This window comes from Chryseobacterium vaccae (assembly GCF_009602705.1).
Lineage (GTDB): Bacteria > Bacteroidota > Bacteroidia > Flavobacteriales > Weeksellaceae > Chryseobacterium > Chryseobacterium vaccae.
The window spans coordinates 2,399,537-2,426,456 of sequence record NZ_VSWH01000001.1 but is presented as its reverse complement, the minus strand read 5'-3'; the positions used below and the strand labels follow the sequence as shown (position 1 = coordinate 2,426,456).

25 protein-coding genes are annotated in these 26,920 nt (G+C 38.0%); 8 read left to right on the top strand and 17 right to left on the bottom strand.

The features are described 5' to 3' along the window. Nucleotides 1-76 precede the first annotated feature (76 nt). Nucleotides 77-2,206 (top strand): helix-turn-helix domain-containing protein, encoded by a 2,130-nt coding sequence (locus tag FW768_RS11020; protein WP_153395384.1) that lies wholly within the window; start codon nt 77-79, stop codon nt 2,204-2,206. A gap of 45 nt (nt 2,207-2,251) precedes the next feature. Here FW768_RS11020 and FW768_RS11015 read toward each other — a convergent pair whose 3' ends face one another. Continuing rightward, entirely contained in the window at nt 2,252-2,692 is a 441-nt protein-coding gene (locus tag FW768_RS11015) for a hypothetical protein (RefSeq protein ID WP_153395382.1), read from the bottom strand. A 405-nt stretch (nt 2,693-3,097) separates the two neighbouring features. On the opposite strand from FW768_RS11015, the gene FW768_RS11010 reads away from it, so the two are divergent. The 4 genes from FW768_RS11010 to FW768_RS10995 all read left to right on the top strand — a co-directional run bounded on the left by FW768_RS11010 (nt 3,098) and on the right by FW768_RS10995 (nt 6,725). Then, the gene (locus FW768_RS11010) at nt 3,098-4,102 is read left to right on the top strand and encodes an LLM class flavin-dependent oxidoreductase (RefSeq protein ID WP_153395380.1); all 1,005 of its coding nucleotides are present in this window, start codon (nt 3,098-3,100) and stop codon (nt 4,100-4,102) included. A 67-nt stretch (nt 4,103-4,169) separates the two neighbouring features. Beyond that, entirely contained in the window at nt 4,170-5,291 is a 1,122-nt protein-coding gene (gene ribB / locus FW768_RS11005) for a 3,4-dihydroxy-2-butanone-4-phosphate synthase (RefSeq protein WP_153395378.1), read from the top strand. Nucleotides 5,292-5,537: 246 nt separating this feature from the next. Next, a complete protein-coding gene (locus tag FW768_RS11000; protein WP_153395376.1) occupies nt 5,538-6,092 on the top strand; it encodes a hypothetical protein in 555 nt (184 codons plus the stop codon). A 51-nt stretch (nt 6,093-6,143) separates the two neighbouring features. Continuing rightward, the gene (locus FW768_RS10995) at nt 6,144-6,725 is read left to right on the top strand and encodes a Crp/Fnr family transcriptional regulator (protein WP_153395374.1); all 582 of its coding nucleotides are present in this window, start codon (nt 6,144-6,146) and stop codon (nt 6,723-6,725) included. An 81-nt stretch (nt 6,726-6,806) separates the two neighbouring features. On the opposite strand, the gene fmt is transcribed toward FW768_RS10995, so the two are convergent. The 5 genes from fmt to folK all read right to left on the bottom strand — a co-directional run bounded on the left by fmt (nt 6,807) and on the right by folK (nt 12,964). Beyond that, a complete protein-coding gene (fmt, locus tag FW768_RS10990) occupies nt 6,807-7,751 on the bottom strand; it encodes a methionyl-tRNA formyltransferase (protein WP_153395372.1) in 945 nt (314 codons plus the stop codon). A gap of 176 nt (nt 7,752-7,927) precedes the next feature. Next, entirely contained in the window at nt 7,928-9,835 is a 1,908-nt protein-coding gene (locus FW768_RS10985) for a RecQ family ATP-dependent DNA helicase (RefSeq protein WP_153395370.1), read from the bottom strand. A gap of 76 nt (nt 9,836-9,911) precedes the next feature. Then, nucleotides 9,912-11,360 carry an OmpA family protein gene (locus FW768_RS10980; RefSeq protein WP_153395368.1) on the bottom strand — a complete coding sequence of 483 codons (1,449 nt, stop codon included), beginning with the start codon at nt 11,358-11,360 and terminating at the stop codon, nt 9,912-9,914. Nucleotides 11,361-11,413: 53 nt separating this feature from the next. After that, nucleotides 11,414-12,526, bottom strand: a complete 1,113-nt coding sequence (locus tag FW768_RS10975) for an outer membrane beta-barrel protein (RefSeq protein WP_153395366.1) — start codon at nt 12,524-12,526, stop codon at nt 11,414-11,416. A 21-nt stretch (nt 12,527-12,547) separates the two neighbouring features. Then, nucleotides 12,548-12,964, bottom strand: a complete 417-nt coding sequence (gene folK / locus FW768_RS10970) for a 2-amino-4-hydroxy-6-hydroxymethyldihydropteridine diphosphokinase (RefSeq protein ID WP_153395364.1) — start codon at nt 12,962-12,964, stop codon at nt 12,548-12,550. A gap of 20 nt (nt 12,965-12,984) precedes the next feature. Here folK and sppA point away from each other — a divergent pair, with 20 nt between their 5' ends. Beyond that, on the top strand, nt 12,985-14,742 hold the full coding sequence (sppA, locus tag FW768_RS10965) for a signal peptide peptidase SppA (RefSeq protein ID WP_153395363.1): 1,758 nt from the start codon (nt 12,985-12,987) through the stop codon (nt 14,740-14,742). Nucleotides 14,743-14,811: 69 nt separating this feature from the next. Here sppA and FW768_RS10960 read toward each other — a convergent pair whose 3' ends face one another. The 6 genes from FW768_RS10960 to rpmB all read right to left on the bottom strand — a co-directional run bounded on the left by FW768_RS10960 (nt 14,812) and on the right by rpmB (nt 17,265). Then, entirely contained in the window at nt 14,812-15,072 is a 261-nt protein-coding gene (locus FW768_RS10960; protein WP_047386491.1) for a GlsB/YeaQ/YmgE family stress response membrane protein, read from the bottom strand. A 70-nt stretch (nt 15,073-15,142) separates the two neighbouring features. Next, on the bottom strand, nt 15,143-16,096 hold the full coding sequence (gene ftsY / locus FW768_RS10955) for a signal recognition particle-docking protein FtsY (protein ID WP_153395361.1): 954 nt from the start codon (nt 16,094-16,096) through the stop codon (nt 15,143-15,145). 9 nt (nt 16,097-16,105) lie between these two features. After that, complete coding sequence (locus FW768_RS10950) at nt 16,106-16,573, bottom strand: RidA family protein (protein ID WP_153395359.1); 468 nt, start codon at nt 16,571-16,573, stop codon at nt 16,106-16,108. A 90-nt stretch (nt 16,574-16,663) separates the two neighbouring features. After that, nucleotides 16,664-16,813, bottom strand: coding sequence for a DUF4295 family protein (locus tag FW768_RS10945; protein ID WP_065722020.1), 150 nt, complete (start codon nt 16,811-16,813; stop codon nt 16,664-16,666). Between the two features lie 20 nt (nt 16,814-16,833). Then, nucleotides 16,834-17,016 (bottom strand): 50S ribosomal protein L33, encoded by a 183-nt coding sequence (gene rpmG, locus FW768_RS10940; RefSeq protein ID WP_027373683.1) that lies wholly within the window; start codon nt 17,014-17,016, stop codon nt 16,834-16,836. Nucleotides 17,017-17,022: 6 nt separating this feature from the next. Beyond that, complete coding sequence (gene rpmB / locus FW768_RS10935; protein ID WP_002976757.1) at nt 17,023-17,265, bottom strand: 50S ribosomal protein L28; 243 nt, start codon at nt 17,263-17,265, stop codon at nt 17,023-17,025. A gap of 239 nt (nt 17,266-17,504) precedes the next feature. Here rpmB and FW768_RS10930 point away from each other — a divergent pair, with 239 nt between their 5' ends. Continuing rightward, nucleotides 17,505-19,217: a T9SS type A sorting domain-containing protein gene (locus FW768_RS10930; RefSeq protein WP_185151967.1), complete on the top strand. Its 1,713-nt coding sequence runs from the start codon at nt 17,505-17,507 to the stop codon at nt 19,215-19,217. A gap of 455 nt (nt 19,218-19,672) precedes the next feature. Here FW768_RS10930 and lnt read toward each other — a convergent pair whose 3' ends face one another. Next, nucleotides 19,673-21,304: an apolipoprotein N-acyltransferase gene (lnt, locus tag FW768_RS10925; protein ID WP_153395357.1), complete on the bottom strand. Its 1,632-nt coding sequence runs from the start codon at nt 21,302-21,304 to the stop codon at nt 19,673-19,675. A 55-nt stretch (nt 21,305-21,359) separates the two neighbouring features. Between lnt and FW768_RS10920 the strand changes: the two genes are divergently transcribed. Continuing rightward, nucleotides 21,360-21,782 carry a VanZ family protein gene (locus tag FW768_RS10920; RefSeq protein WP_153395355.1) on the top strand — a complete coding sequence of 141 codons (423 nt, stop codon included), beginning with the start codon at nt 21,360-21,362 and terminating at the stop codon, nt 21,780-21,782. Here FW768_RS10920 and proC read toward each other — a convergent pair. The 4 genes from proC to FW768_RS10900 form a co-directional block, all read right to left on the bottom strand. After that, the gene (gene proC / locus FW768_RS10915) at nt 21,763-22,566 is read right to left on the bottom strand and encodes a pyrroline-5-carboxylate reductase (protein ID WP_153395354.1); all 804 of its coding nucleotides are present in this window, start codon (nt 22,564-22,566) and stop codon (nt 21,763-21,765) included. The two genes, FW768_RS10920 and proC, sit on opposite strands and share 20 nt — an antisense overlap. Nucleotides 22,567-22,995: 429 nt before the next feature. Next, nucleotides 22,996-24,063 carry a cytochrome-c peroxidase gene (locus tag FW768_RS10910; protein ID WP_394349974.1) on the bottom strand — a complete coding sequence of 356 codons (1,068 nt, stop codon included), beginning with the start codon at nt 24,061-24,063 and terminating at the stop codon, nt 22,996-22,998. Nucleotides 24,064-24,147: 84 nt separating this feature from the next. Beyond that, complete coding sequence (locus FW768_RS10905) at nt 24,148-25,668, bottom strand: DUF6850 family outer membrane beta-barrel protein (protein ID WP_153395350.1); 1,521 nt, start codon at nt 25,666-25,668, stop codon at nt 24,148-24,150. A 27-nt stretch (nt 25,669-25,695) separates the two neighbouring features. Then, nucleotides 25,696-26,919 (bottom strand): DUF4876 domain-containing protein, encoded by a 1,224-nt coding sequence (locus tag FW768_RS10900; RefSeq protein WP_153395348.1) that lies wholly within the window; start codon nt 26,917-26,919, stop codon nt 25,696-25,698. Nucleotide 26,920: the final 1 nt, after the last annotated feature.

The following is a 26,920-nucleotide window of genomic DNA, read 5'->3' as shown; positions in this document are numbered from 1 at the left end:
TTATGTTCTGTTTGAGAATTTCCAAAAGTTATGCCAAGGTAAGAAAATCAAATTCATTTTCCGTATTTTTGAAGCGATGAACAATCATTTTTTTGACTTAATAGAGCATACCAACAGAAGTGTTTTTCTTACGGGGAAAGCAGGAACCGGCAAAACGACCTTTCTCAATGATTTTGTAAAAAGGACGAAGAAGAAGTATATTGTAGTGGCTCCTACGGGAATTGCTGCCATTAATGCGGGAGGAGTAACCATTCATTCCATGTTTGGGCTGCCTTTAAGAACTTTTTTACCAACCACGGACCGTATCGACGGAAGTTTAGCGAATAATATCGCCGATCTGATGCCCCATTTTAAGTACAGAAAGGATAAGCTTAAGCTTTTAAGAGAAATAGAGGTTCTTATTATTGATGAGGTTTCCATGCTCAGAGCCGATGTTCTGGATATGATGGATTTTTCGCTGCGCTTCATCAGACGAAATAATCAGCGGTTCGGCGGGGTTCAGATGCTGTTCATAGGGGATCTTTATCAGCTGCCACCAGTGGTAAGGGATGAACATATTTTAAAGATATGCTATGATTCTCCTTTCTTTTTCGATAGCCTGGCAGTGAAGGATATTCCTCTTCTAACGATTGAATTAACGAAAGTATACAGACAATCCGATGAAGATTTCCTGGAAATTCTGAATGCTATCCGCGATGGAGATACCGCCAATATAGATTTTGATCTTCTCAACAAAAGATATGATCCCGATTTTGACATGGGGAACGAATCTTACGTTTACCTGTGTTCGCATAATAAAATGGCGGATGAGATCAATCAGGAAAAGCTTGCTGAAATTAAAGTAACACCCAACACCTACGAAGCTAAACTTTTTGGTGATTTTAAAGAAAACCAGTATCCGAACGAGCAGTTTTTAGAACTAAAGATCGGTGCCCAGGTGATGTTCATCAGGAATGATATTTCCGGGGAGAAAAAATATTTTAACGGAAAGCTGGGCGAAATTTCAGCACTGGATGAAAACGAAATTAAAGTAGTGCTGGACGGCAGCGAAAGAGAAATTACAGTAAAAAGAGAAGTCTGGGAACAGAAAAAATATTTCCTCGATACTGAAAAAAATATCCAGGAAGAAGTATTGGGAAGCTTTGAGCAGTTTCCGATCAAGCTGGCCTGGGCAGTAACGATTCACAAAAGTCAGGGACTTACTTTTGATAAGGTGATCATTGATGCGGGGAAAAGTTTTACGGCAGGGCAGGTATATGTTGCTTTATCGAGATGTCGTACCCTGGAAGGCATTGTTTTAAAATCCAGGATTACTCCTGATGTTATTTTTAAAGATAACAGAATTCTCCAGTTTCAGGGGAATACGCTTGCGAATGATAATGTAGAAGCCATCCTGAATAAAGAAAAATACGATTACAGCATTAGAAAAGTGCTTCGTACAGTAAATTGTCTGTGGTTTCTGAAGGAAGTAGAAGACTGGAACCAGCTTTCTATTACTACAAAAAGTATTGATCACGTTAAAACCAAGCAGCTGTATGTTCAGTTGAAACATGAGATTGTGAATCTCGGAAAAATTTTTGAAAAGCTGGAAAGAGTGATTTCCCAGAAGGTCAACAATTTTATTGAGCAGAAAGAAGAATGGTCTGAGATTGAAAATAAAACGAAAGGAGCCGTTAACTTCTTTTTCGTTGAGATCCGTGATAAGGTTTTTAATCCGCTGAAAGAATTTTATGCTGAAATCAAAGGGGCGAAAGGCCTGAAACAGTATAACGAAGAATTCAGAAACTGGCTGGAAGATATTGAGGAATATCTCAACAGCCTGAAAGAAGCCTACCTGCTGGAAACTAAACTTTTAGATGAAAAAAATGATAAGGAGATAAGCATGAAAATTGCTAAAGTTCCTTCTCAGGTTCTTACCTTCCAGTTATTTGAGCAGGGGAAAACCATTGGTGAAATTGCACTGGAAAGAGGACTGGTAAAAGAAACGGTCATCGGACATCTTGCTAAATTTGCCGAGCAGGGATTACTGGATATTGCCAGAGTAATTACTTCAGACAAAATCAAAGCTTTTGAAACGGAATTTTACAAAAACCCTCACGAAACACTGAGTGACTGGAAAAATGCACTTCCGAGCAGTTTTGAATTTAATGAGATCAGGATTCTGATTAATCATTATAATTTTCTGAAGGATAAAAATAAAGCTTAACAATAAAAAAAAACAGGCTGTTTCATTATTGAAACAGCCTGTTTTTTATTTAGTCAGAAGATCCTGATTGACCCTGTATCCTACGATCTTAATATCTCCGTTTTTGTCTTTCTCCATAGAAAATATTTCTTCTGTTTTGCTTGTCCCTCTTTTAACCTCATATGCCAGCATATATACACTTTTGGGATTAGAACCTTTTACAATCAAAGTTTCCCACTTTACCAAATTATATTCTTCAACCCGTCCTATATCGTTTTGAGAGGCATTGATGATCTTAAGCAATTTTTCTTTGTCTGTTACTTCAAAGAATTTATCGCCGAACAGATTATAAATAGTGTCTAGATTTCCGCCATATTTTTCTTCCCAATAGAATTTTTCTGAGATCTTCTCTGCATCCTTTTTATCAGATTCTCTGTTTGAAAAAGTCTGATTGAAAGAACAGCTTATCAATAAAAATGAAATGAGGATGAGGACTATTTTCTGCATATAGTTTTCAGTTTGGTTATTAGATGACAAAATTCAGGTATTTTGACGAGTTTACAAATAAAAACTTAATTGATTTACAAAATTGAATTCAATAATTTTTTCCTGAACTGAATAATTATATAAGTTACTTTTTATAATTAATATGTTATATTTTGGATTTCATAGTTTACAGGGGTTTTATATTTTAGCAAAAGTCTTGAATTTAGTCAGCAAGTCCGGAATCATTTGTTTCATATATGATTAATGCTAATAAAGCATTTTTACTTTAAATAAAAGTTTGAAACTAAAACTATTTTTCCAATAGTTTTTCACTGAAGTGATCGATCGGTTTTATTAATTACAAAAAGTAACTAATGCAGTTTTTATGCTTTAAATTTGTTTGGTTTTAAACCTAAAATTTAAAATATGAAAAATTTTGAAATTTCTGTTTTAGACCTTGCACCGGTAAAGCAGGGGAAAAGCATTCATGATACCTTTCAGGACAGTTTGTCTTTAGCAAATCATACTGAAAGTTTGCACTATAAAAGATTCTGGCTTGCGGAACACCATAATATGGAAAGTATTGCCAGTTCAGCCACTTCTGTTCTGATTGGTTTTATTGCCAACGGAACAAAAACAATAAGAGTAGGATCCGGAGGAGTCATGCTTCCGAACCACAGTTCACTGATCATTGCCGAACAGTTCGGAACCCTGGAGTCTCTTTTTCCGGGAAGAATCGACCTGGGACTGGGAAGAGCACCGGGAACAGATGGGCTTACCGCTCAGGCATTGGGAAGAAACCCGGCCATTATTAACGAACAGTTTCCAAGACAGATTCTGGAGCTGCAACGGTATTTTTCTGAAGAAAATTCTGATGCGATGGTTCGCGCGATTCCGGGAGAAGGACTTGATATTCCACTTTATATGCTGGGATCAAGTACAGACAGTGCATGGCTGGCCGCAGAATTAGGACTGCCTTATGCTTTTGCGGGACATTTTGCTCCGGAACAAATGGAAATGGCATTTAAAATTTACAGAGAACATTTCCAGCCTTCAAAACAACTGGATAAACCCTATATCATGGCATGCGTTAATGGTGTGGCGGCAGAAACTTCAGAAGAGGCCCATAAAATTTCAACTACCTTATTCCAGGCATTCATCAACATTGTGAGAAATGACAGAAAACCTTTTGCTCCGCCGGTGGATGATATGGATGAAATATGGTCACCAATGGAAAAATCAATGGTGCTTCAGAAACTCAGATATACCTTTATCGGGGACCAGGCTGAAATTGAAAAAAAACTTATAGATTTTCAGGAAAAATTCAATGTAGATGAGCTGATTATTAACTCTCATATTTACGATCATCAGAAAAGACTGAGATCTTATGAAATTTTCAGAGAGGCGGCAAACTCATTATCCAAAGCGTAACAAACCATCCATATTAATTGGCAGATGCTTATTTTTATGAGTATCTTTGCACAAATAAAAAGTAAACATGTCTGAGATTAAATTAAATACTATCCCAGAGGCTATTGAAGACCTTAAAAATGGTAAAATAATCATAGTAGTAGATGATGAAGACAGAGAGAATGAAGGAGATTTTCTCTGTGCGGCGGAACTTACAACGCCGGAAATTATCAATTTTATGGCATTTCACGGAAGAGGGCTAATCTGTATGCCGCTTCCTGAAAAAAGATGCGACGAATTAGGACTTGAAGTAATGGTAAGCAGAAGCAGCGATCCTAAAGAAACTGCTTTTACCGTATCAGTTGACCTTCTTGGAAACGGAACTTCTACAGGGATTTCTGCAGGAGACAGAGCCAAAACTATTTTAGCTCTGATGGACGAAAAGTCTAAACCTACAGACTTTATGAGACCGGGACATATTTTCCCGTTACGTGCGAGAAAAGGAGGTGTTTTAAAAAGAGCAGGACATACTGAAGCTGCGATTGATTTAACCCATCTTGCAGGATTGAAAGAAGGAGGAGTGATCTGTGAGATCATGAATGATGACGGAACCATGTCACGTTTACCGGATCTTTATGCTTTTGCACAGAAACACGATATGAAAATTGTTTCCATTGAAGACCTGATTCATTATCAGCTTAAAAAAGGAAACCTGATCGAAAGACTGGAAGAAAGAAAAGTAAAAACGGCTTACGGAGATTATGATTTCTTTGCTTTCAGGGAAACTTCAAACGATCAGATCCATTTTGCTCTAACAAAAGGGGCATGGACCGTTGATGAGCCTGTTTTGGTAAGAGTTCAGTCTTCTGATTCTTATTTTGATGTTCTGACCAGACTGAATAACGGTGAAAAACCTTTACTGGAAAAAGTGACCAACATGGTAAATGAAGCCGGAAAAGGAGCAATTATCTTCATCAATAACGTTTCCAACTCTGAAAATACACTGAGAAAGCTTCAGCAGTTCCTGAACTATCAGGACGGGCAGGAGCAGCATCCTACTTTAGCGTACAATTACAGAGATTACGGAATCGGGACGCAGATTCTGAAAAATCTCGGAATTAATAAATTTAAAGTAATCACTCAGAACCCAAATATCAAACCTCAGGTTGGAGGTTATGATGTGGAGGTGACTGAATTGGTTCAACTGTAATAATAAGTGAATGGTCAATAGTGAATCAGCTTTGCTGTGAATTTTTGTTATTGAACTTGTTTGATGAAAAAATGACTTGAAAAAATCAAGTCATTTTTTTTGTTTTATGAAATTTGTGTGTGTTTGTTGTTTTGTATTGAAAATATTCTTGATTGTATTTTAATTGATTGATTTTTAGTTGGTTTTGGTTTTGAAAAGTTTTTTGTTCTAACTTAGAAAACACTTAATTATTTAAAATATATTACTATGAAAAAAGAAATTTTTGAAATTCTGATGAATTCTTTAGACAGAATGTTTTCAATGTCGGTTAACAAAAAGGAAAAAGAAACGGACTATAACGATAAGATTTTTAAAATGATCAAAGAAAATGATCTTCCTGCTCCTTTTAGAGAACTTACTATTGAGAATCAATTGATATTGGTAACCGGAAAAAATGTGAGTGTTCGTTTCGCTATGAAAATACAGGAACTTAAAAACAGACTAGGCGGTAATGTGACGGATAAACAGCTGTATCGTATAATCAGTTTTTTAAAAGAAGACGAGGAAGGAAAGCTGTATGTAAATCTTAGCAAAACTCAGATTATGATGATCAGAAGTTACTTTATTATTATTTTCATAGCAATAATTTATGGTGTTAAGTTATTTTGGCCATTATCTGAACATATTCATGATTTAAATAGCTTTCTTTTCTTTTGTCTGGGATTATTTTTTTATTACGGATTCTGTTTGTTTTTTCTTAATTTGATGGGAAAGGAGCAGTTGGCAATAATAATCAAGAAAAAAATAGATAAGTTGAGATAAATAAAACGATAAGGTTTAGGATTTTTCTAAACCTTTTTTTATTTTTAAACCATGACGGGGCCTTTAAAAGAACACATCAGGAAATACATAGGGATTTCGGAGGAAAAACTGGAAAAATATTGCAGTGCTTTCATACTGCGAAAGATTAATAAAAAAGAATTTCTTTTGAAAGAAGGCGACGTCTGCGCTCATGAAGGATTCGTTTTGAAAGGATGCTTTAAAGTATTCCGTACGAATAATAATGCAGATGAGCAGATTCTGCATTTCGGAATAGAAGACTGGTGGCTTTCGGACATGGACAGTTTTATCAATCAGATTCCTTCACAGCTCAATATTCAGGCGATTGAAGACAGTGAGATTCTGCTAATTTCCAAAGAGGACAAAGAAAGACTTTATCTGGAACTTCCAGAAATTGAAAGATTGATGAGACTCAAATTTCAGATGTCTATTATTGCACTTCAGCGTCGGATCATCGATAATTTAAATAAACCTTCAGAAGAACGCTATCAGGATTTTCTTAGAGATTATCCACGGATTGCTCACCGTCTGACCAATATACAGATTGCCGCCTATCTGGGCGTAACTCCGGAGTTTATCAGCAGAATCCGCAGAAAAATTGTGAATAAGAATTGAAAAAGCCGAATCTTAAAAAAGAACCGGCTTTTGTTTTATATAATGGGAAAAATGATTTCCATCATCCATCTCCCTTTTTATTTACAAACTTATTTCATCAAAGTTTCTGAAACCATTAAGAAAATCTTTCACAGTCATTCTCTTTTTACCTTCAAGCTGTAATTCCTGTGGAAAATAAACACCATCTTGTGTGTAAATTTTAAACTCATTTTTTGAAATATCAAGAGTTCCGGCAGGTTTTACATGATCTGTAATCTCAAATTTTCCGGCAAATATTTTTAATCCTTTTTCTTCTTCACCGATTTTTAAAGTGGTAAATGCCGCAGGATAGGGAGACATTCCAAGAATAAACTGATGAACTGTTTTTGACGGTGAATTCCAGTTAATGCGGGTATCTTCTTTAAAGATTTTATACGCATTTTTAGGATGTTCTGTATTGGGCTGCGGCTTTTCGTTGATAGTATTTTCTGCAAGGCCATCCAAAGTTTTTACAACAAGCCCGGAACCCATGATCATTAAACGGTCATGGAGGCTTCCTGCATTTTCATCCAAAAGAATTTCAAGTTCCTCCTGAAGAAGAATATTCCCTTCATCTATTTTTTCATTGATGAAGAAAGTGGTTGCTCCGGTTTTCTCTTCACCATTAATCACGGCATAATTAATGGGTGCCGCACCTCTGTAATCAGGAAGTAGGGAAGCATGAAGATTGAATGTCCCCATTTTGGGCATTTCAAAAAGAATTTTAGGCATCATTCTGAAGGCTACCACTACAAAAACATCAGCATCCAGCTTTCTCAGTTCTTCCAGGAATTCAGGATTTCTTAGCTTTTCAGGTTGGAAAACGGGAATATTATTTTCTGCAGCAAATACTTTTACAGGGGACTGGCTTATTTTCTGCCCGCGGCCACTGGCTTTATCTGCAACGGTTACAACGCCTACAACTTTGTGATTCGAGAGGTGGATCGCTTCCAGCGATGTTTTAGCAAACTCAGGAGTTCCTAAAAAAACAACTTTCAATGATTTCATAGTGCAAAGATAAGAGTTTGGGGCGAGAGTTGCAGGGTACTGCATGGAACGGATTGAGAATGATGAGCGAAATTTCAGGGTTCAAGGCTGAGAGTTTAATGTTCAAAGTTTAAAGTTGATCTTATAATTGAAAGTCTGCCTCCTTTATTCTCAATTACAGCATTACTTATCATTCATTACTCATTACTCAGCGCGTATGTCCTGAAATTCAACATTCTTACTTTTCCTGAATCCAGAAGGAAGATAAGATTTTCCAGAATATTATTTTTAGAATGATAGCTCAGCTGAATGGAGAGTTCTTCAATGGTTGACGGTTTTTTAGCCAGAAGACTGATAATCTGCTGGGAAATGTTTTTTCCGAAGATCGACTGCTTATTCTTCTCACAAACAGAGCACTGACCGCAGTTTTTGGCGTTCTTTTCTCCAAAATAAGTAAGGATAAGTTTCATTTTGCAATGGCTGCTGTTTTGAACATAGAACTTCATCTCTTCCCATTTCTGGATTTTGTTTTTTTGAATATGCTCAAAAAGCTTCCAATAGGCGCCATTTACCGCTCTTTCATCACGTGGTTTAAGGAATTTTATACTGGAGAGAGCGCCGTCTACATATTCCAGATAATTTTTCTGCTGAAGTTCTTTCAGACGTTCTTTGATGAGGGGGACAGCCGTTCCTATTTTATTGCTTACCTGTTGCTCGCTGAACATTACTTTATGCGTGGTAATCCCCGAAATGGTACGCAGCATCAATTCAACGAAATAAGCATCCTTTTGTACCAGCTGATCAATCTCATCGGGTTTGATGAGAAGTTCGAGAGAAGAGAGGCTTTTGTTGTCGTTATAATAAATAATTTCCTGATTATGCAGAAAATTGAGCACATTATTGATCTTTGCTCTGGAAAGTCTGGTGAAGTTTTGTATTCCCTGGCTATTAAGCTGGAAAACCTTTTCCGGAAGTTCATGTTCTGCAACCTGAAAAATAGAGTAGAGGTAGCTGATAATTTTCAGGAATTCAGCTTTGTTGGGAATCTGATTTTTGAGAATGTCATCAAAATTCATAAGTTCCTGCTGATTCCAAAGCATAAAGGCAAAACTTTCCTTACCATCTCTTCCTGATCTTCCGATCTCCTGATAATAATTTTCAAGAGAAGGAGCAGGAGAGTAGTGAATGACAAATCGAACGTTGTCTTTATCAATTCCCATCCCGAAAGCATTGGTGGATATGAGGACATAGTTGTCACTCTTGTTCCAGATCGCCTGTCGGGTGTTTTTTTCTTTTGTCGTTAAACCTGCATGAAAAAAATCTACATTTTTCATCTGGTTTTTTTTCAAAAATTCGGCCAGCAGTTCTGCTTCCTTTCTGGTTCTAACATAAACAATCCCTGAATCCTGGGTATATTTTAAAATATCAAAGACACGCTGGAATTTATCGGCGACTTCTTCTGTAAGGATTCTGATATTGTCTCTCTTGAAACTTTTCTGGAAAACTACAGGCTTTCTAAGTTCAAGCTTGATTTTAATTTCTTCGAGAACTTTGGGAGTAGCCGTAGCGGTTAAGGCCAGACATGGAATTTCAGGATAATTTTTTCTGAACTCTTTTATATTCTGATAGCTGGGTCTGAAATCCTGCCCCCATTCTGAAATACAGTGAGCTTCATCTACTGCAATAAAAGAAAGCTGGATATCTTCAATATTCTGACGAAACTGGCTGTTGGTAAGTCTTTCAGGGGATATATAAAGGAGTTTTGTAAGGCCGTCTCTGCAACGGTCATAGATGGTTTCGGCATCATATTCATCAAGTTCAGAAGAAAGATACTCAGCCTCAATTCCCCGAAATTTAAGCTGGTTGACCTGATCTTTCATCAGGGCCAGCAATGGTGAAATCACGAGACAGGTTCCTTCTTTTAATAGAGCAGGAAGCTGGTAGCAAAGTGATTTTCCTGCACCCGTAGGCAGTAATACAAGATTGTCTTTCTCATTGATAACCGAATCTATGATGTCTTCCTGTGAATCTCTGAAATCGTCATAGCCCCAAAAATATTTTAGGGTATCATACTTTAATTTTTGAAAATCCTGCTGAGAAATCATAGGGTAAAATTAAGGAAAGTATTACAACAAAAAAAGCCGTGCATGGCACGGCTTTGATATATTTACTAAAAGTTTATTATTTAGCTTCAAAGTAAACTCTTCTGTTGGCTCTGTTTTTCCATTCAGGGCACTTAGTAGCAGGTTCACATTCCGGGTATTTAAGGTCTTTTTCACCTTTACCAACTGCGTTGATCTTACCAGACTGAACACCGTTTTTGATCAGATAATTCTTAACGTTATTGGCTCTTCTTTCAGAAAGTTTTTGGTTGTAAGCATCTGTACCTCTTGTATCAGTTGCTCCAACTACACTGTAAGAACCGCTTGAAGAGTTAATATAATTAACCGCATTATTCAGGATTGGAGTATTTGACGGCAGAATTCTGTCAGAGTTCAGATCAAATTCAATTCCTTCCAGTTTAGTTTCTGTTTCTACTACAGGTCCGGTTGTTGGAGCTGGAGTTGTAGGACATCCGTTGTTTTCAACAGGGCCAGGAACCGTTACACACTTATCGTAAAGGTCAATTACACCATCAAGGTCAGTATCAAGAGCTACACCGGCACCATCCACTCTTGCTCCTGCAGGAGTGTCAAGCTGTCTGTCCCAATCGTCGCAAACACCGTCATTATCAGCATCTCCTTTCTTACATACTTCAATATCCTGGTCTTTGTTAGCCAAAACATCAAGTTTGTAATAGATTTCCTGAAGCGGGTCATGCCACATTACGTGAGATTCGTGTTTTCCTAATTTCAATGAAACCCCTAAAGTTGCATTGAAGAAGTTGTCAGATACCTGCTCTTCACGCTTGTTGATTGCGCTGTATTTGTCACCTCCACCATCGAATTCATCATCTCCGGTTACTACATACATTAGTCTACCTTCAATATCAATTCTTCTGTTCACTTTGTATTTTAAACCGGCACCAGCCTGCATAAACATAGATCCCAGTTTGAAAGGCTTAACTTCTGTAGCAAGTCTTTGTCCTTTCATATCTTTCTGATAGGCTCTGTATGCAATAGTACCGATACCTGCATATCCATGTAATGCCCATCTGAAAGGAGAATGATTATCCACTCTTCTCAAAAGGTTAGAGAAGTTGATATCTCCTAATAAAGAGATCGCATCATATTGAGTTCTTGCTCCTACAGCTGTAGGGTCATTAGGTGCTGCATCTTTGGTATTGAACCATCCTTGTCTTGTTTCTCCTCTGTCATATTGTAGTTTTAAACCAAAAGCATGAGTAATAGCTTTGTCAATACTTAAATATGCTGAGTATCCAAAAAGATTTTTACCGTTACCGTTTTTGATAGACGTTAAATCTGCTGATTGAATTAATGGCACCCCAACACCCGCTGAAATAGACCAGTCATTGAATCTTTTAGACTGATTGGTAAATGGGGAAACGTTAGCAGAGCCGGAAGAAAAAGTATTTGGATATTGTCCGGTTGAAACTGCTGTTGAGTCTTGTGCATAACTGGCGGTAGGGATTGCCAGTGCTAATGCAACAACTGCTAAACTTAATTTCATAGTGTATTTTTTATTTAGTTAATTAAATGATTTCATTGTATAAAGTAAGTGGCTTACTTGTTAGTTGGGCATCCGTTATTTTCAACAGGTCCCGGAACCGTTACACACTTGTCGTAAAGATCAATTACGCCGTCAAGATCCATATCAAGAGCTACACCGGCGCCATCTACTCTTGCTCCTGCAGGAGTATCTAACTGTCTGTCCCAATCATCACAAACCCCGTCATTATCAGCATCTCCTTTTTCACATACTACGAAATCGGTGGTTGCATTTTCCAGAACGTTAGCTCTGTAATAAGCTTCCTGAAGTGGGTCATGCCATGCCAAATGAGAAGGATGTTTTCCGATTTTGAAAGAAACTCCTAAATTCACTGTCCATGCATTATCTGATCTTGAGCTGCTGATCATGTTATACTTTGCTCCCGGCTTAGAGGTGTCGTAATCACCTGGATCTGCCCATCCGCCACCGTCAAATTCATCATCACCACTGATGATGTACATGGTTCTGGCCTCAATATCAATAAGCTTGGAAACTTTATACTTCAGTCCTAATCCGAACTGATAGAATAACGAATTGATAGCGAAATCCTGTTCAATGAATAAAGGGACTCTTTTTGGAGTATTGCTCCATCTGAACTCGTCATTGTCATGCAGGGATGTTTTGTACCCCTGGAATCCAAGTCCAGCATATCCATGGAAAGCCCATCTGTAAGGAGAATGGTTGTCTACTCTTCTTAATAAATTGGATAAGTTGACATCTCCCATTAAGGCTACCTGATTATACTTTGTCGTTGCAGTACCTACGCCTGCTGCAATACCTGCAGCACCATCTAACATGGCTTTCTGCTTGGTCTCACCTCTTTGATAAATAAGGCTTACTCCAAACACATGGGTGATTTGCTTATCCACACTTACATAGGCATTATAACCCCAGTTTGTCTTTTTGTCATAAAAAGATCTGAGATCAGAATGAACCATAAATGCGGCACCTCCCCCAACAGAAACAGACCAGTCGTTGAAACGTCTGGACTTATTATCAAATGGTTTTACATTAGCGGAACCTGAGGAAAAAGTATTAGGATACTCGGTAGACGAGCTTACTGTAGTACCTTCCTGAGCAAAAGCTGCGATAGGAAGTGTGGCCAATAATAATAAACCTAATTTCATACTATATGTTTTATGTTTTATTTAGATAAAATCCTTCAATAATATTTTAGAAAAATCCCTTTCAAAAAGATGTTTTTTGTGGGGAATTTCTAATCTTTCTGATCTGAAATTCAATTCATTATATTTAATGATGTCAATATCTATAATTCTATCACTATAGCCTCCAGATGATTTTGAATCATTAATTCTCCCCATTTCAACTTCAATATTCTTAACAAAATCAAGCAGTTGAATAGGTGAAAGACGTGTGAATATTATTGATGCAATATTACAAAAAATATTGGAACTGACAAATTCCACAGGTTCGGATGTCAAAAACTCGCTTACTTGTGAAATTTCATTTCCTCCTTCACTTATTTTCTCGAGAGCGCGCTCTATATTTTTTTTTGAATCTCCAAGGTTACTTCCGAGTAACAAAACGACCTTATGTTGCGACATATTGGAAAATTGATTGATTTATGAGAAGTTTCTTTAAAAATGTCTTGGCAAATATAGTGGCAATTGTCCTATTATGTGCTGTGTTTTTTGTCTTTTTCATCATGATGCTTGTGTTTAGCTCGATGGGTAGTGAAAAATCGGTAGTGGTAAAGAAGAACTCTGTTCTTACGATTAACCTGAAGACTGCTATTATTGATAGCCCAACTGAGGAAAATGTGAGTTTATTTAATATCAGTGACAAAAACAAAAACATTCTTCTGTATGATGTGCTGGAAGCGATAAACAAGGCAAAGACTGATGATAACATTAAAGGTATAAGTATTGAGGCAGATTATCTGAATGCAGGAATTACCCAGCTTGATGATATCCGAAATGCTATTGAAGATTTTAAAAAGAGCGGAAAATTTGTATATGCTTATGGAAATGCTGTTTCACAATCTTCTTATTATTTAGGATCAGTTGCGGACCAATACTACCTTAATCCATCAGGGATGATTGAATTAAAAGGGCTTGCTACTGAAGTGACGTTCTTTAAGGATTTCGCTGAAAAATACGGTATAGGAATTGAAGTGATCCGTCATGGGAAATTCAAGTCTGCGGTAGAACCTTTCCTGAGAAATGATATTTCTCCGGAGAATAAAGAACAGCTGAGTACACTTTTGAATGATATCTGGAAAAATACTTCCACTAAAATTGCTGTTTCAAGAAAAATTGATACTACCCAGTTCAGAATGGTTGTTGACAGTTTATATGGAATGATCCCGGAATTAGGATTGAAATATAAGCTTGCTGATAAACTGATCCAGAAAACAGAATATGATGAAATGATCAAATCTAAGCTGAGCCTGAAAGAAAAAGAAAAGCTGAACAAGATTTCAGTAGCGAATTATATCAGCTCTTACGCAGATGAAGATAAATCCGGGGAAAAAGTGGCTGTACTGTATGCTTCAGGAGCGATCAATAACGGAGATGGATATAACGAAATTTTCTCTGAGAAATACGTTAAATACATCAAAGATCTTCAGAATGATGATAAAGTGAAGGCCGTTGTTTTCAGAATCAATTCGCCCGGAGGAAGTGCAAATGCTTCAGATGAGATCCTGTTTGAACTTCAGCAGCTGAAAAAGAAAAAACCTTTAGTGGTTTCTTTCGGGGACTATGCGGCTTCAGGAGGATATTATATTGCGATGGCTGCAGATAAGATCTATTCTGAGCCGAATACACTTACAGGATCTATCGGCGTTTTCGGAGTGATTCCTTATTATAAGGATATTGCCAATAAAAACGGAATCCGTTCAGATATTGTTGCTACCAATGCCAATTCACAGTATTATTCGGCATTGAACGGAGTTTCTCCGTATGGAGTAAGCCTGATCACCAGAAGTGTGGAAGGAACTTATAAAAGATTTGTTCACTTTGTTACGCAAAACAGAAAACAGACTTTCGAGCAGATCGACAGTGTAGGAGGGGGTAGAGTATGGAGTGGAACCCGTGCTAAACAGATTGGGCTTGTAGATGATTTGGGAACATTAAATGATGCCGTGAAATTTGCAGCACAGAAAGCAGGCTTGAAATCCTCCTATCATGTAACCTCTTATCCTAAAAAGATGTCTCCGTTTGAGCAGATCTTCAAAGACCTGAATGAAGATGAGATTTCTGCAAGAGTCATTAAAAATAAAATTGGAAAGGCCAATTATGAAATTCTTCAGCAGATCACTGATAAAAAATTACAGTCTGAGGTAAAAATGGAAATGCCTTACCAGATTAAAATCAACTAACTAAATTATATTGTACAAAAAATCCCGGACCTGAAATTCAGATCCGGGATTTTATTTTGTATTGAATGGTTAGCTTTTCTTAGTGGCCATTCCGTAAATCCAGAGAATGATTAAAGCACCCCCGATGGAAAGGATCCAGCTGCGTGGATTCCAGAAGGAAGTAACGTCTCCCCAGTGCAGAACATAAACTCCTATCGCACCGCCAATGAATGCTCCCAGAATTCCTAAAATAATAGTAATAAGCCATCCGCCTCCCTGTGTGCCAGGCATAATCATTTTAGCGATTGCTCCTGCAATAAGACCGAATAAGATCCATGTTAAAATTCCCATAGTTGCAAATTTTTTAATTGTTAATATTTAATTGATCTGTTTGCTAAGTTAAGGGAAAACATGATTAAAATCATCTTTTCTTGAAAAATGAGTCAACAAATTCCGTACCATTGAAAAGTTGCAGGTCCTGCATTTTTTCGCCTACACCAATATATTTTACCGGGATCTGGAACTGATCTGATATTCCAATCACAACGCCGCCTTTTGCTGTACCATCCAATTTGGTAACGGCTAAGGCATTTACTTCTGTGGCTGCTGTAAACTGTTTGGCCTGCTCAAAAGCATTCTGTCCGGTAGAACCGTCAAGAACCAGTAGGATCTCGTGAGGAGCGTCAGGGATTACCTTTTGCATCACTCTTTTGATCTTGGAAAGCTCATTCATCAGGTTGATTTTATTATGAAGTCTTCCCGCTGTATCAATAATGACAACATCTGCATCCTGGGCAACAGCACTCTGTACTGTGTCGAAAGCTACAGAAGCCGGATCTGATCCCATATTCTGTTTAACGATAGGAACTCCCACTCTTTCGCTCCAGATGGTTAGCTGGTCTACAGCCGCGGCTCTGAAGGTATCTGCAGCTCCAAGAACTACTTTCTTTCCTTCAGATTTGAACTGATGGGCAAGCTTACCGATGGTTGTTGTTTTTCCTACACCGTTTACCCCTACAACCATGATAACGTAAGGTTTTTTTGAGGTGTCAATATTTCCGGTTCCGGCATGAGGATTTTCAAGCAGAAGTCCTGAGATCTCCTCACGAAGGATGGTATCCAGTTCGTTTACCCCAACGTACTTATCGCGGGCTACACGCTCTTCAATTCGCTCGATAATCTTAATAGTGGTTGAGGCGCCTACATCGGATGCAATCAGTACCTCTTCCAGGTCATCCAGTACTTCATCATCTACTTTGCTTTTACCGACTACGGCCTTCGTCATTTTTTCAAAGAAGCCCTGGCTGGATTTTTCCAATCCTTTGTCTAGGGTTTCTTTTTCTTCTTTCTTGAATATATTTTTAAACCAACTCATAGTTTATTCTTATTTGTTTTTAACAACAGCTGTGGCTTCTACTTCTATCAGTATATCATCTCTGAAAAGGCGGCTTACTTCTATAAGACTGCTTACCGGAGGATTTTGGGTATTGATATATAAATCTCGAACCTTTCTGAAGTCTGATATTTTGGATATATCTTTAATGAAGATTCCTAATTTTATGATGTCTTTCCCACTACCTCCATACTCTTTCAGGATATTCTCTATATTTTTGAAAACCTGCTCTGTCTGTTTTTCTATATTATTTCCCACAAGACTGCCTTCTGCATCCAGTGGAACCTGGCCGGATAAAAGAACCATTCTTGAATTTCCACAGTCTACACTTACTGCCTGCGATACTCCTTTTATGCTGAAAACTTTTGACGAACTTTTATATTCTGTTTGAACCGTTGTTTTCTGGCTGAATGAAAATAGAGAAACTGCTGTGAATACCAGAACAAGAATCTTTTTCATAGTTTACTGATTAATAATCCGGTGAACAAAGATAACAAAAAAACTACCCAAAATATGAGTAGTTTTTTTATATTGTAAATAAAGTATGGATTATTTTTTCAAATAACCATCTACTTCATCAGCATTCATTACTTTTTCTTCGAAAACGTAAGCTCCTGATTTAGAAGACTTAACCATTTTCACCACTTTAGTCATTTTTTTAGACCCAGTTTGTAGGGTTGCTACTACTTTCTTTGCCATGGTAAGTTATTATTTATAAATTACTTGATTTCTTTATGAAGGGTAGATCTCTTAAGAACAGGATTGTATTTTTTCAATTCCAATCTCTCTGTTGTGTTCTTTTTATTTTTTGTAGAAATGTATCTAGACATTCCTGGCATACCGCTCTCTTTGTGCTCTGTACATTCAAGGATTACTTGAACTCTATTTCCTTTTTTTGCCATGATTTATTAATTTTTTTTAATCAATCCGTTTCTAGTAGCTCTTTCAATAGCTTCCTCGATTCCAATCTTGTTAATCACTCTCAATCCATGAGCTGATACTTTCAGTGTAACGTGCTTATCCTGCTCCGGAAGGTAAAACTTCTTCTCTAATAAGTTAATTTCAAAACGACGCTTCGTTTTGTTATTAGCGTGAGAAACGTTGTTACCAACCATTGCACGCTTTCCTGTTATTTGGCAAATTCTTGACATATCTCGATGTTCTTATTTGTATAATATTTGAGAGTGCAAAATAACGAAGAATTTTTTAGATAGACAAATCTTTTGGAAAATATTTGCAAATAACTGGCTGATTAATAATTTGATTTTTAAAATATCCGAAATTTTGAGATACTCAGCCCAATAATGGTGATATATTTCATGTTATCCTACTCAGAGAAGCTGTTTCAAATGTTTTATCTTTGTTTTTAATTAATCTAAATAAAAATAATATGAAGAAGATTTGTATTCTTTTATCGTTGCTTCCGGTAGGGATTATGGCGCAGAATTATGCTGAAATTCAGACAGGTATGAAGAACTTTTACTATGGATCAGCAGATGTGGCAGATATGAACAATGATGGTAAGCCTGATGTTGTGATCAATGGAGCTATAGATGTAGATGGCGACGGGCAGGCTGATGTTTCTTATAATGAAATTTATAAGAACAACGGAACATCATTATTGCCTTATGCAAATGTTGGAAGTAACGGAACGCATCTTGGAGATATTAAGTTTATTGATTTTGATAATGACGGGTTGCTGGATATTATTTCTACCGGTTTGAGTTATATGGATGTAGTCAATTACAAGCATTACAGATTTAAAAATACAGGAAACGGATTAGTAAAAGAAACTGAATTTCCCGGAAAGATTTATGGTTCTATGGAAGTATTTGATTTTGATCATGACGGAAAACAGGACTATGCGATCAACGGAACACAATATGTTGAAGGAACAGGATTTATCAACGATCTTGATTATTACCGGAATACGGGAAATGGCTTTGAACCGACAAAAGGCTGGATGGAAGGAACGCAGAATGGCAGCTTTAAAATGGTAGATCTTAACAATGATCATCTTCTGGATCTTGTTATTTTAGGAACAAATACAGGAAGTGCTCCATTGTTTAAAGTCTATTTAAATGAAGGAGGAACCCTGGAACTTAAACAGGATTTTACCGCTCTATCCAGCGGAAAACTTGATTTTGCTGACTTCAATGCAGATGGCTATCAGGATATTGTGGTTTCCGGAACCGATCAGAATGATGCTCCTTATTTTGCCGTTCTGATGAATGACGGAACCGGCCACCTTACTGAGCAGTTGATCAATACTCCAGAAATTGCAGATGCATCCATAAGTGTTGGAGATCTGAATAATGATGGCTTCTATGATTTTATTATTTCAGGAAATGACGAAGATACCAATGCTGTGGTAAAAACTTTTTTATTCAATCCTTCCAATCAGGAATTTATTGAAAATATACCTACAGGTTTGCACTATTTAGGCGGTGCTGGTTTTGTAAATTTACTTGATTTTGACAATGACCACCGTCTGGATGTTTTATTGGCCGGATTTGATTGGGCAGATTCAGGCTATCCTTCACTTACCAAAATTTTCAGAAACACTTCCACGGAAGTGAACCAGAAACCCACACCTCCTGCAAACCTTAATCTTACAAAAAATGGCAACCGCTTCCATTTTTCATGGAATGGCGCCACGGATGATAAAACCCCTGTGAGTGCATTGCGCTATGAAATTAAGGTAGGTTCTGCACCGGGAACCGCAGATATTGCCAAATATATGGTAACAACACCTTCATGGTTTCTGGATCTTGATTCTTCTGTTCAGAATGTTTACTGGAGTGTAAGATCCATTGACGCTTCCAAAGCTTATTCTGATTCTTCGGTTCAGGGAACACTGGCAACACATGAAGTGAAAACCGGAAATCAGATCTCTGTTTATCCTAATCCGGCATCAGATAAGGTATTTATCAAAGGTGAAAAAGTTTCGGAGGCTGGAATGTATTCAATGGATGGGAAAAAACTGAATGTTGCTTTGGAGCAGGACCAGACCATTACTGTTTCGCATCTTCCAAAAGGAACTTATATTTTACAATTAAAAATTAAAAACGAAATAATCATTCAAAAACTTATTATTAAGTAAACTGAATCATTCTATCATGAGAAAAGCCAGACGTCCAGCTGGCTTTTCTTTTTTTATAAACCGGTTTCCCACAGATCGCACTGATTTCGCAGATGCCAAAGTTTTTTTGTTGGGATGCGCAAGGTCGCAAGAATTACTTTATAAGCTGTATAAAAAGTCGCAAGGATTTTATCTCCGATAAAATTTTACACTGCTGAATACATGAAAATCGTAGACCTTTATCTTAATGCGTAAAGTATTTATACCTAAATCTAAAGTGTCAAAATCTTTTGTGTCTCGTTGTGGTTAAAATAATTTCCCACAGATCGCACTGATTACACAGATATTTGATTTTGTAAATAGCTGAAAATCTTTGGTTTTCTTGCGTCTTAAAAGCATTGTAATGGCCTAAGCCCTTGCGCCTATTGCGTTTTCCAAAATTTTCCCATTAAGGTTGCTTAAAGTAAAATCGTACTTTATTTCTTCGTTCTGTTTCTAAATTTTTCAATCAGAAAATAGAATAATAAAAATCCTAAAGCAAAGATGGAGAATCTTGAAAGCAGATCTCCAGCTCTGGTATAGAACGTCATGGTATCATACAGATTGACTTTGGCAAATAATGTAGTCTGATCTCCATAAAAAGTATCAGCTGTAACTTCTCCTCTCGCATCGATGTGGGCAGAAATACCACTATTAGCCGCACGGGCAATCTCTCTTCTGGTTTCAATAGCTCTCAGCCTGGCATAAGATAGAAGCTGTTTGTGTCCTTCGGTAACGCCCCACCATGAGTCGTTGGTCATGATGCCTAAGAAATTGGCTCCTTTTTTTACGTAATCGGTTGTAAATTCACCATAGATACTTTCGTAGCAGATGATCGGCGCCATTCTTCCTTTGTTGTAAGGGTTGGTAAAGGCCATTCTTTCTTTATCTGTACCGAGAGAGGCAACAGTTCCGCCGAGATTAAGCATCGCATCACCTAAAAGTGGCTTCAAAACACTCATATAAGGGAAAATTTCAACTCCCGGAACCAATTTCCCTTTGTGATACACCTGGATTTTCTGCTGCGGAGCAAGCTGTACTGCTGTGTTATAACTTTCCACCCATAAGCCCTGATTGATCTGGTAGGCTTCTTTCGGAATGTTTTCTTTTTCAGTATAAAAACGGTGCGATGAAATTCCGGTGGCAAAAACCGCTCCCGGATGTAAAGTTAAAAATCCTTTAAGGTTATTTAAAAGCACGCTCTTTTCAAAAGCGGTCTCAGAAATGGATCCTCTTCCAGGAAGAGCTGTTTCCGGAGCAATATAATAATCGATTTTTCCTTTTGAATTATTTTCAGCTAAGGTCAGCAGATCATTCTGGATGGTAATGCTGTCTTTTGAATATTTTTCAGCGTAAGGATCAAGATCAGGTTGCAGCATTAGCACATTCACTTGTCCTGAAGGTTTTTCATCAAAGTTTTTGTATTTCATCAGGGAGATGATCATTGGGAGAACGATCAGTCCCGCTACAATAGAAGAATTTCGGATAAGATCTTTTCTCTTTCTTCCGGCTTCCCAGGTTCTTAGAGTATAGAAGATCAGTACATTAATCAGCAGGATCCAGAAACTTCCTCCGGTGGCACCCAACGTGTCATACCATTGGATCAGTTTCGGGTATTCAGCAAATACGTTTCCTAAGTTCAGCCATGGCCAGGTAAGCTCCCAGTTCAGGTGGAATTTTTCAAAGCTCATCCAGATCGCGATCAGGAATCCTAATCCCCAATACGTTCCCTGAGCATTTTTGTACCAGTGATAGCACTGAAATACCAGTGAATATAAAAAAGAGTTGACAAGAACAGGAAACAGAACAGCCATCAGTGAGTGGCTTCCATCCGGGTTCTTTGATCCGTACAGCCATCCTGTTGTTACCACATTCCAGATCACAAAACATAAGTAAGAAAGTCCGAAGACCATCCAGCTTTTTCTTTTGTAAGAGGAGAATTTGGAAATTCCGTGTTCCATCATCAGGAGCGGAACAAGGGCAAAAAATATAAAAAACGGAACACCGTAAGTTGGCCACGAAACGGACAGGAGCATCGCTGAAATGAGCGTAAGTAGAACGTATTTCATTAAATTAATTTAACACACAAATTTAATGTTTTTGAAATGAATAAATTTGCAACTGATGTTAAAGAAATTATATAAAATTGTAATTGTTCCTTACACCCTTATATTGCTGTATCTAATGTTCCTGGGAATGGGCAGGTTTCAGTATGAGGATAACCAGATCCGGATAGAACCTGTTTTTTCTACATTGTGGTTTATCCGGGATAATATTGTATGGACGAATACCGTGATGATTGTTTTAGGAAATGTGATTATGTTTATTCCTTTTGGCTTTCTGGGCTGGATTTTTCCGAAACTGATGAATCTGAAACCTCTGTTGTATACCTTTATCTCCTCTATTGTGATTGTAGAAGCAATGCAGTATTTTACCCGAATGGGAATCTTTGAGGTAGATGATATTATTCTGAATACTTTCGGTGTTTTTCTCGGATGGCAGTTTCGCCGTTTTTTAGAACGGAAGTTTATCCGTTTAGTTCTTTAGAGCGTTTCTCAGCATTTAAAATTCCGTTTTTTAAGATCTCTTTAAAGCTGTTTTCTTCAAATGTTTTGAGGGCAGCTTCAGTAGTTCCACCTTTGGATGCGACATCTTTAATCAGTTCCTCCAGGCTTTTTTCTGAATTGTTGATCAGATGATAGGCTCCAAGCATGGTTTGTTTCACGAAAAGTTTGGAAAGGTTTTCATCAATGCCCATTTCCACACCGGCTTTGATCATAGCATCAATGATATAATAAAAATAGGCAGGGCCGCTTCCGGAAAGGGCAGTAACCCCGTTCAATAGGTCTTCGTTTTCCAGATAGACAGATCTTCCGGTGCTGTTCAACAGTCTTTCAATATTGATAAGCTGGCTGAAAGAAATACCTTCCGCAGCAGTATATCCTGTAATTCCCATGCCCAGAAGGGTAGGAGAGTTGGGCATAGCTCTTACGACTAGCTTGTGATTCAGCAGGTTTTGAATTTTTTCAATGGTAATTCCGGCCATAATGGAAAGAACCATCTGATTCTCCTTTAATGAAAACCTGATGTTTTCAGTGGTATATTGAAAATCCTGAGGTTTTACGGCGATAATAACAAGGTCGGCATCCAGCTCCAAAGTTTCGTCAAAGGTGGAGATTTGTGATTTTGGAAATTCTTCAGCTATTTTTTGAATTTTAGACTGGCTTCTTGTAATCAGGTGAAGATTTTCAGGTTTGATAAGCTCATATTTCAAAAACGATTTCGAAAAGGAAAGCCCCATGTTTCCGGCGCCCAGAATTGCTATTTTCATATACTGTGTTATTTTTTAACGAAAATAATGTTTTTTCATCATAAGTTGGAGATCTGACTCTAAGTTTACTCTTTTATTTACTTTAATTTGTTGTCTCGAAATTTATTCTTTGCTAAGCTTTTTATGATCAATTTTTTATGCCACTAATGCACAAATTTATTATTGTATCCGTGGCAATAAAACTTTTGTACCTGTTGTAGTTAAAAAGATTTTCCACAGATTGCTCAGATAACACAGATCTGTGTGGATATTTTTTTCTCTTGCAAATTTTGCACATTACGCAGATTTGAAATCCTTATTAACCTTACCAAAAGAAATAAATTAATGAAGAAGTTAAACATCTTTCAAAATTTAAAAACCCCGAATAGATTTATCAAACAAAAAAGTCCGGAGTTACCCCAGACTTTCTTCAATTATATTTGTTAAAATTTATTCCACAGGGAATTCCGGTCTTCTCATTTTAAATTTTGTTCCGGAAAGGGACTCAAGGAAAGCAACGAGGCCCTTTTTTTCCTGAGGGGTTAATTTTAAAGGTTTTAGTAAAGGGTCTGCTGAAGGGTAATTCGGGTCCAGCTGTTTCTTTTCAGGAGTAGGGTCCATCATGTGCATTCCGCTGTCATAGATGTTCACCACACCTTCCAGGTCACCGAAGAGACCGTTATGCATCCACGGCTGGGTAAGCAGAAGATCTCTCAGCTGAGGGGTTTTAAATTTACCAATGTCCTCAGGCTTTTTAGTCACATTATACAGACCCAGATCTTCGTATCTTCTTTTGTAATAGGTCAGTCCGATATTGTGGAAAGATTCGTCGGTAAGGTACTGACCGTTGTGGCAGTTCATACATCTTGCTTTAGTCCGGAAAACATGCATCCCATAGATCTCTTCATCAGTTAATGCATTGTGTTTGCCTTCCAGGAATTTATCGAAACGGCTCGGCTGGCTTTTGATGGTCTTCTGGAAATCTGCAATGGCTTTTACAATTCTGTCATAGGTTACTTTATCATCACCATAAGCATTTTTGAAAAGCTGGGTGTAACCTTTTACAGCTTGAATCTTGGCAGGAAGGGTTTTTACATCCATGGCCATTTCATGATGAGCGGCAAGAGGTCCGGAAGCCTGCTCTTCAAGGGTTTTGGCTCTTCCGTCCCAGAAAAACGATTGTCTTTCCGCAATATTATAAAGCGACATGGTATTTCTGTTTCCCAGGAGGTGATTATTTCCCAGAGCGACACGTCTTCGGTCTGACCAGCCCATTTCCGGGTCGTGGCAGGAGCTGCATGAAATTTGATTGGATTGGGATAATTTAGGATCAAAGAACAGCATTTTCCCTAAAATGACGCCCGGTTTATCCTGATCTGCAAAATAAGCGGAATCAAATTGAATAGGAGCAAACTCTTTCCATTTCACTCCGTAATCGATGGTGGGTTTCGGCCATTCCGAAATCGCTTTTTTATAGCTTTTTACAATATCCTCAATCGTAGGGTCCTGAACTTCCATCAGGTCCTGACCTACTTTTGGGGTAAAGCTTAATAAAATAAATACAACGATTCCTAAAGCTCCGAATATTCCTCTTTTCATGTCTTAAAACGTTATCCCTATACTTGCGCCTGCAAAATTATTATTTTTTTTCTGGATTTTCTGCGTCTGATACTGTGCGCTTACAAAGAAGGCAGGCAGCTTTTCCAGTTTGAAATCATATCTCAGCACCGTTCCGAAAGTATTGATGTCACTGGCCTGGAACAGATAATCCTGAAGTACCCATTCGTCAACGGCAGCATTTCCTGCTGTACTCAGAGCATTGATGGATTTATTGACAGCCCTTTTATTGAAATAAGGTTGGAAAGTAAGTACCTGGCTGTTACTGATCTGTTGACGGTAATCCGCATTGATCCCGAAATAGGAATATACAAACTTCTGCCCGGAATTCGGATAAAGTCTGCGTTCCTTGATCTCCTCATATCCAAAGAAAGGAATTGCCGTGATGGTAAAAGTATCCTGATTATACTGATAAAAACCTTTGACAGAGGCTGTATAATTTTCTCTGCGGTAAGCTTCTCTTTTGAAGAGTTGGCTCAGTGCAGCCGTATTCATAGAGTAACCATATTCAGATCCTGTTTTCCGGGATGCCGAATATCCGGCTGATACTCCCAGTCTGTGCTTTTCTGCAACGTTGAAAAGTTTGGCTCCTTCCAGTTCAAAGGTTTCATTTTTCAGATCAGAAAGGTCAAAATAGCTGTTGTTTTCACTATACCCTTTAATATTATTGGATCTTCCCACAGCAGCCTGAAGATAAAAATCTTTCCCCTGTTTATTAGAAATTTGGATTCCTCCTTTATAGGCAAATTCTTCGTACGTATTGGCAGGACGGGTTCCGCCATTAAAAAGGTAATTGGAAAAGCCAAATCCTGACATCAGGTATACATAAGGCCTTCCCAGCAGGCTTTGAAACTGGATGGAATTGTTTTGAGTGTATTTGTTGAATTCACCGAAAACGCCTACTTCATATTCTCTGAACACTCTGTAGTTCACTCCGGCATTCACCCGGAGATCAGAAGTCGTGCTTTTCATTCGCGGATCTTTTGAGCGGTAGCCCATCTGTGCTGAGTAACTTACCTGCCCGGCCACAGTCCATCTGTTCATGTTCTGCAGGTAGCCACCGGCAAACTGATAGCGTTCAAGATTTAATTTTCCTCCTACGGAATCTGCGGTAATGTAAGGAGCGATGCGTTCGTAATCTAAAGTTTCGTTCCATTTTACAGAACCTGTTTTTAAATTTTGATACTTTGCACTTCCCCAGACAAAACGGTTAGGTTTCAGCTTTTGAAAAGATTGGGCTTCTACTGTTAGTCCTTTACTGCCGTTTCCAAGCTGCTGGCGGTAAGCTTTATCCTTATTGTCGTGGTAACCGACCCCGAATTCTGAGAATGAGGAGGAACTGTAACCCGACATTGATGCCGGGTTACAGTAGTAATTATTTCTAAAAGCTCTCTCCTGACTGTACTGGTTACTGAGGGTTTTAAAAAGGTTGAGACTGTCCTGAGCCTTCATATTAAAAGAAATCCCGATCAATAAAAGGCAGAAAGATGTTTTGGTATATAACATAATTAGCTGTTAATATCAGACGGTGTCTTAGTGAACGATACCGTCTCTTAAACTTGGTTGAGAATCCTTCACAAAGTCATTCGTGGAATTGTTGGTATCCATGTAAAGGTTTTTACCGTTAGACATCTGCCCGGTTACCTTACGTCTTACCGATTTTCCGAAACGGGTAGGATCTTTATCAATCGTTCCTACGGAAGTCCATCCACCATCGATGCTTGCAGAAGTAAGGGTGTGGGCAAATTTTGCGGAAACACTGTTGTTTACTCCGTCAATAATCCATGAGTTTGGAATAGAGTAAGCACTTTTTGAAGTCACTCCACCAGCGCTGTTTTGGTAAGTATAATCGTATTTATTTTTCTGTAAGAAGCTGTCTTCAGTCTCACCGAACGGGAAACGGGCGATTACATAACTTTCAAAACCACGGTCATGTAAGAAGAACATATTGAAATTCATCTGTGAGTAGATCACTTTTGCATTCGGAACAGAAGGGTTATCTACCTGTCCTAATGCCGGGTTAGTAGAAGGATACTCAAAGTTGGCATTATGAAGGTCATACGCGGTACTCGTCTGTGCCTTGTGATTGATGGCGTTATCTGCAATAACGATGAAATCTCCGGGCTGTACAGGATATTCAGTACCTGAACCGGGAAGTACCATCACCGCTTTTACAGGGAATGACAGGTTCGCATTGTATGGAGTTGGGTTTTTATCCTCTGTAGTAAGGAATTCAGACTGTCCGAGGATCAGTTTGTCAGCGTACAGTACCTCTTTGGTATTATTGGTTAATTTAAAATAACGCCCTGAATTGTAGTTTTTCCCGTCAGCCGTTTTAATTCCTGTAAAGAAAACTTCTTCAATGATAAAGTCATCGTGGAATTTCTTGATGATCAGAGGAATATTAAGATTGGTTGCAGGCAGGGCAATATCAGTCTGTGCCATAGCACCCACCGATACTTCTTCGTTGCCGGAGATCACAGCACCGTTTACCGTAATTTTATAAGAACCATATGGTAAAGGAAGAGAGTAGGAACTAAGATTTTTAATATTTTCTCTTTTTACGGCTCCTGTATTTACTTCTTTGATCTCAAGATCTAAACTTGTATAAGATGAAATATTTTCACCCGAGAAAGATAATGTTAAAACCCCGGTTTGAGTAGTGGAGGTTCCGAAATCATCACTTGAGCACGATGTTACCGTAAATGTCGTGGCCATCATAGCGGCTAAGCTTAGTAGTAAAACTCTTTTTTTCATT

Coding starts and splice junctions, on each gene's coding strand:
- FW768_RS11020 (WP_153395384.1), top strand. CDS start 77: ATGAACAATCATTTTTTTGACTTAATAGAGCATACCAACAGAAGTGTT.
- FW768_RS11015 (WP_153395382.1), bottom strand. CDS start 2,692: ATGCAGAAAATAGTCCTCATCCTCATTTCATTTTTATTGATAAGCTGT.
- FW768_RS11010 (WP_153395380.1), top strand. CDS start 3,098: ATGAAAAATTTTGAAATTTCTGTTTTAGACCTTGCACCGGTAAAGCAG.
- ribB (WP_153395378.1), top strand. CDS start 4,170: ATGTCTGAGATTAAATTAAATACTATCCCAGAGGCTATTGAAGACCTT.
- FW768_RS11000 (WP_153395376.1), top strand. CDS start 5,538: ATGAAAAAAGAAATTTTTGAAATTCTGATGAATTCTTTAGACAGAATG.
- FW768_RS10995 (WP_153395374.1), top strand. CDS start 6,144: ATGACGGGGCCTTTAAAAGAACACATCAGGAAATACATAGGGATTTCG.
- fmt (WP_153395372.1), bottom strand. CDS start 7,751: ATGAAATCATTGAAAGTTGTTTTTTTAGGAACTCCTGAGTTTGCTAAA.
- FW768_RS10985 (WP_153395370.1), bottom strand. CDS start 9,835: ATGATTTCTCAGCAGGATTTTCAAAAATTAAAGTATGATACCCTAAAA.
- FW768_RS10980 (WP_153395368.1), bottom strand. CDS start 11,360: ATGAAATTAAGTTTAGCAGTTGTTGCATTAGCACTGGCAATCCCTACC.
- FW768_RS10975 (WP_153395366.1), bottom strand. CDS start 12,526: ATGAAATTAGGTTTATTATTATTGGCCACACTTCCTATCGCAGCTTTT.
- folK (WP_153395364.1), bottom strand. CDS start 12,964: ATGTCGCAACATAAGGTCGTTTTGTTACTCGGAAGTAACCTTGGAGAT.
- sppA (WP_153395363.1), top strand. CDS start 12,985: ATGAGAAGTTTCTTTAAAAATGTCTTGGCAAATATAGTGGCAATTGTC.
- FW768_RS10960 (WP_047386491.1), bottom strand. CDS start 15,072: ATGGGAATTTTAACATGGATCTTATTCGGTCTTATTGCAGGAGCAATC.
- ftsY (WP_153395361.1), bottom strand. CDS start 16,096: ATGAGTTGGTTTAAAAATATATTCAAGAAAGAAGAAAAAGAAACCCTA.
- FW768_RS10950 (WP_153395359.1), bottom strand. CDS start 16,573: ATGAAAAAGATTCTTGTTCTGGTATTCACAGCAGTTTCTCTATTTTCA.
- FW768_RS10945 (WP_065722020.1), bottom strand. CDS start 16,813: ATGGCAAAGAAAGTAGTAGCAACCCTACAAACTGGGTCTAAAAAAATG.
- rpmG (WP_027373683.1), bottom strand. CDS start 17,016: ATGGCAAAAAAAGGAAATAGAGTTCAAGTAATCCTTGAATGTACAGAG.
- rpmB (WP_002976757.1), bottom strand. CDS start 17,265: ATGTCAAGAATTTGCCAAATAACAGGAAAGCGTGCAATGGTTGGTAAC.
- FW768_RS10930 (WP_185151967.1), top strand. CDS start 17,505: ATGAAGAAGATTTGTATTCTTTTATCGTTGCTTCCGGTAGGGATTATG.
- lnt (WP_153395357.1), bottom strand. CDS start 21,304: ATGAAATACGTTCTACTTACGCTCATTTCAGCGATGCTCCTGTCCGTT.
- FW768_RS10920 (WP_153395355.1), top strand. CDS start 21,360: ATGTTAAAGAAATTATATAAAATTGTAATTGTTCCTTACACCCTTATA.
- proC (WP_153395354.1), bottom strand. CDS start 22,566: ATGAAAATAGCAATTCTGGGCGCCGGAAACATGGGGCTTTCCTTTTCG.
- FW768_RS10910 (WP_394349974.1), bottom strand. CDS start 24,063: ATGGAAGTTCAGGACCCTACGATTGAGGATATTGTAAAAAGCTATAAA.
- FW768_RS10905 (WP_153395350.1), bottom strand. CDS start 25,668: ATGTTATATACCAAAACATCTTTCTGCCTTTTATTGATCGGGATTTCT.
- FW768_RS10900 (WP_153395348.1), bottom strand. CDS start 26,919: ATGAAAAAAAGAGTTTTACTACTAAGCTTAGCCGCTATGATGGCCACG.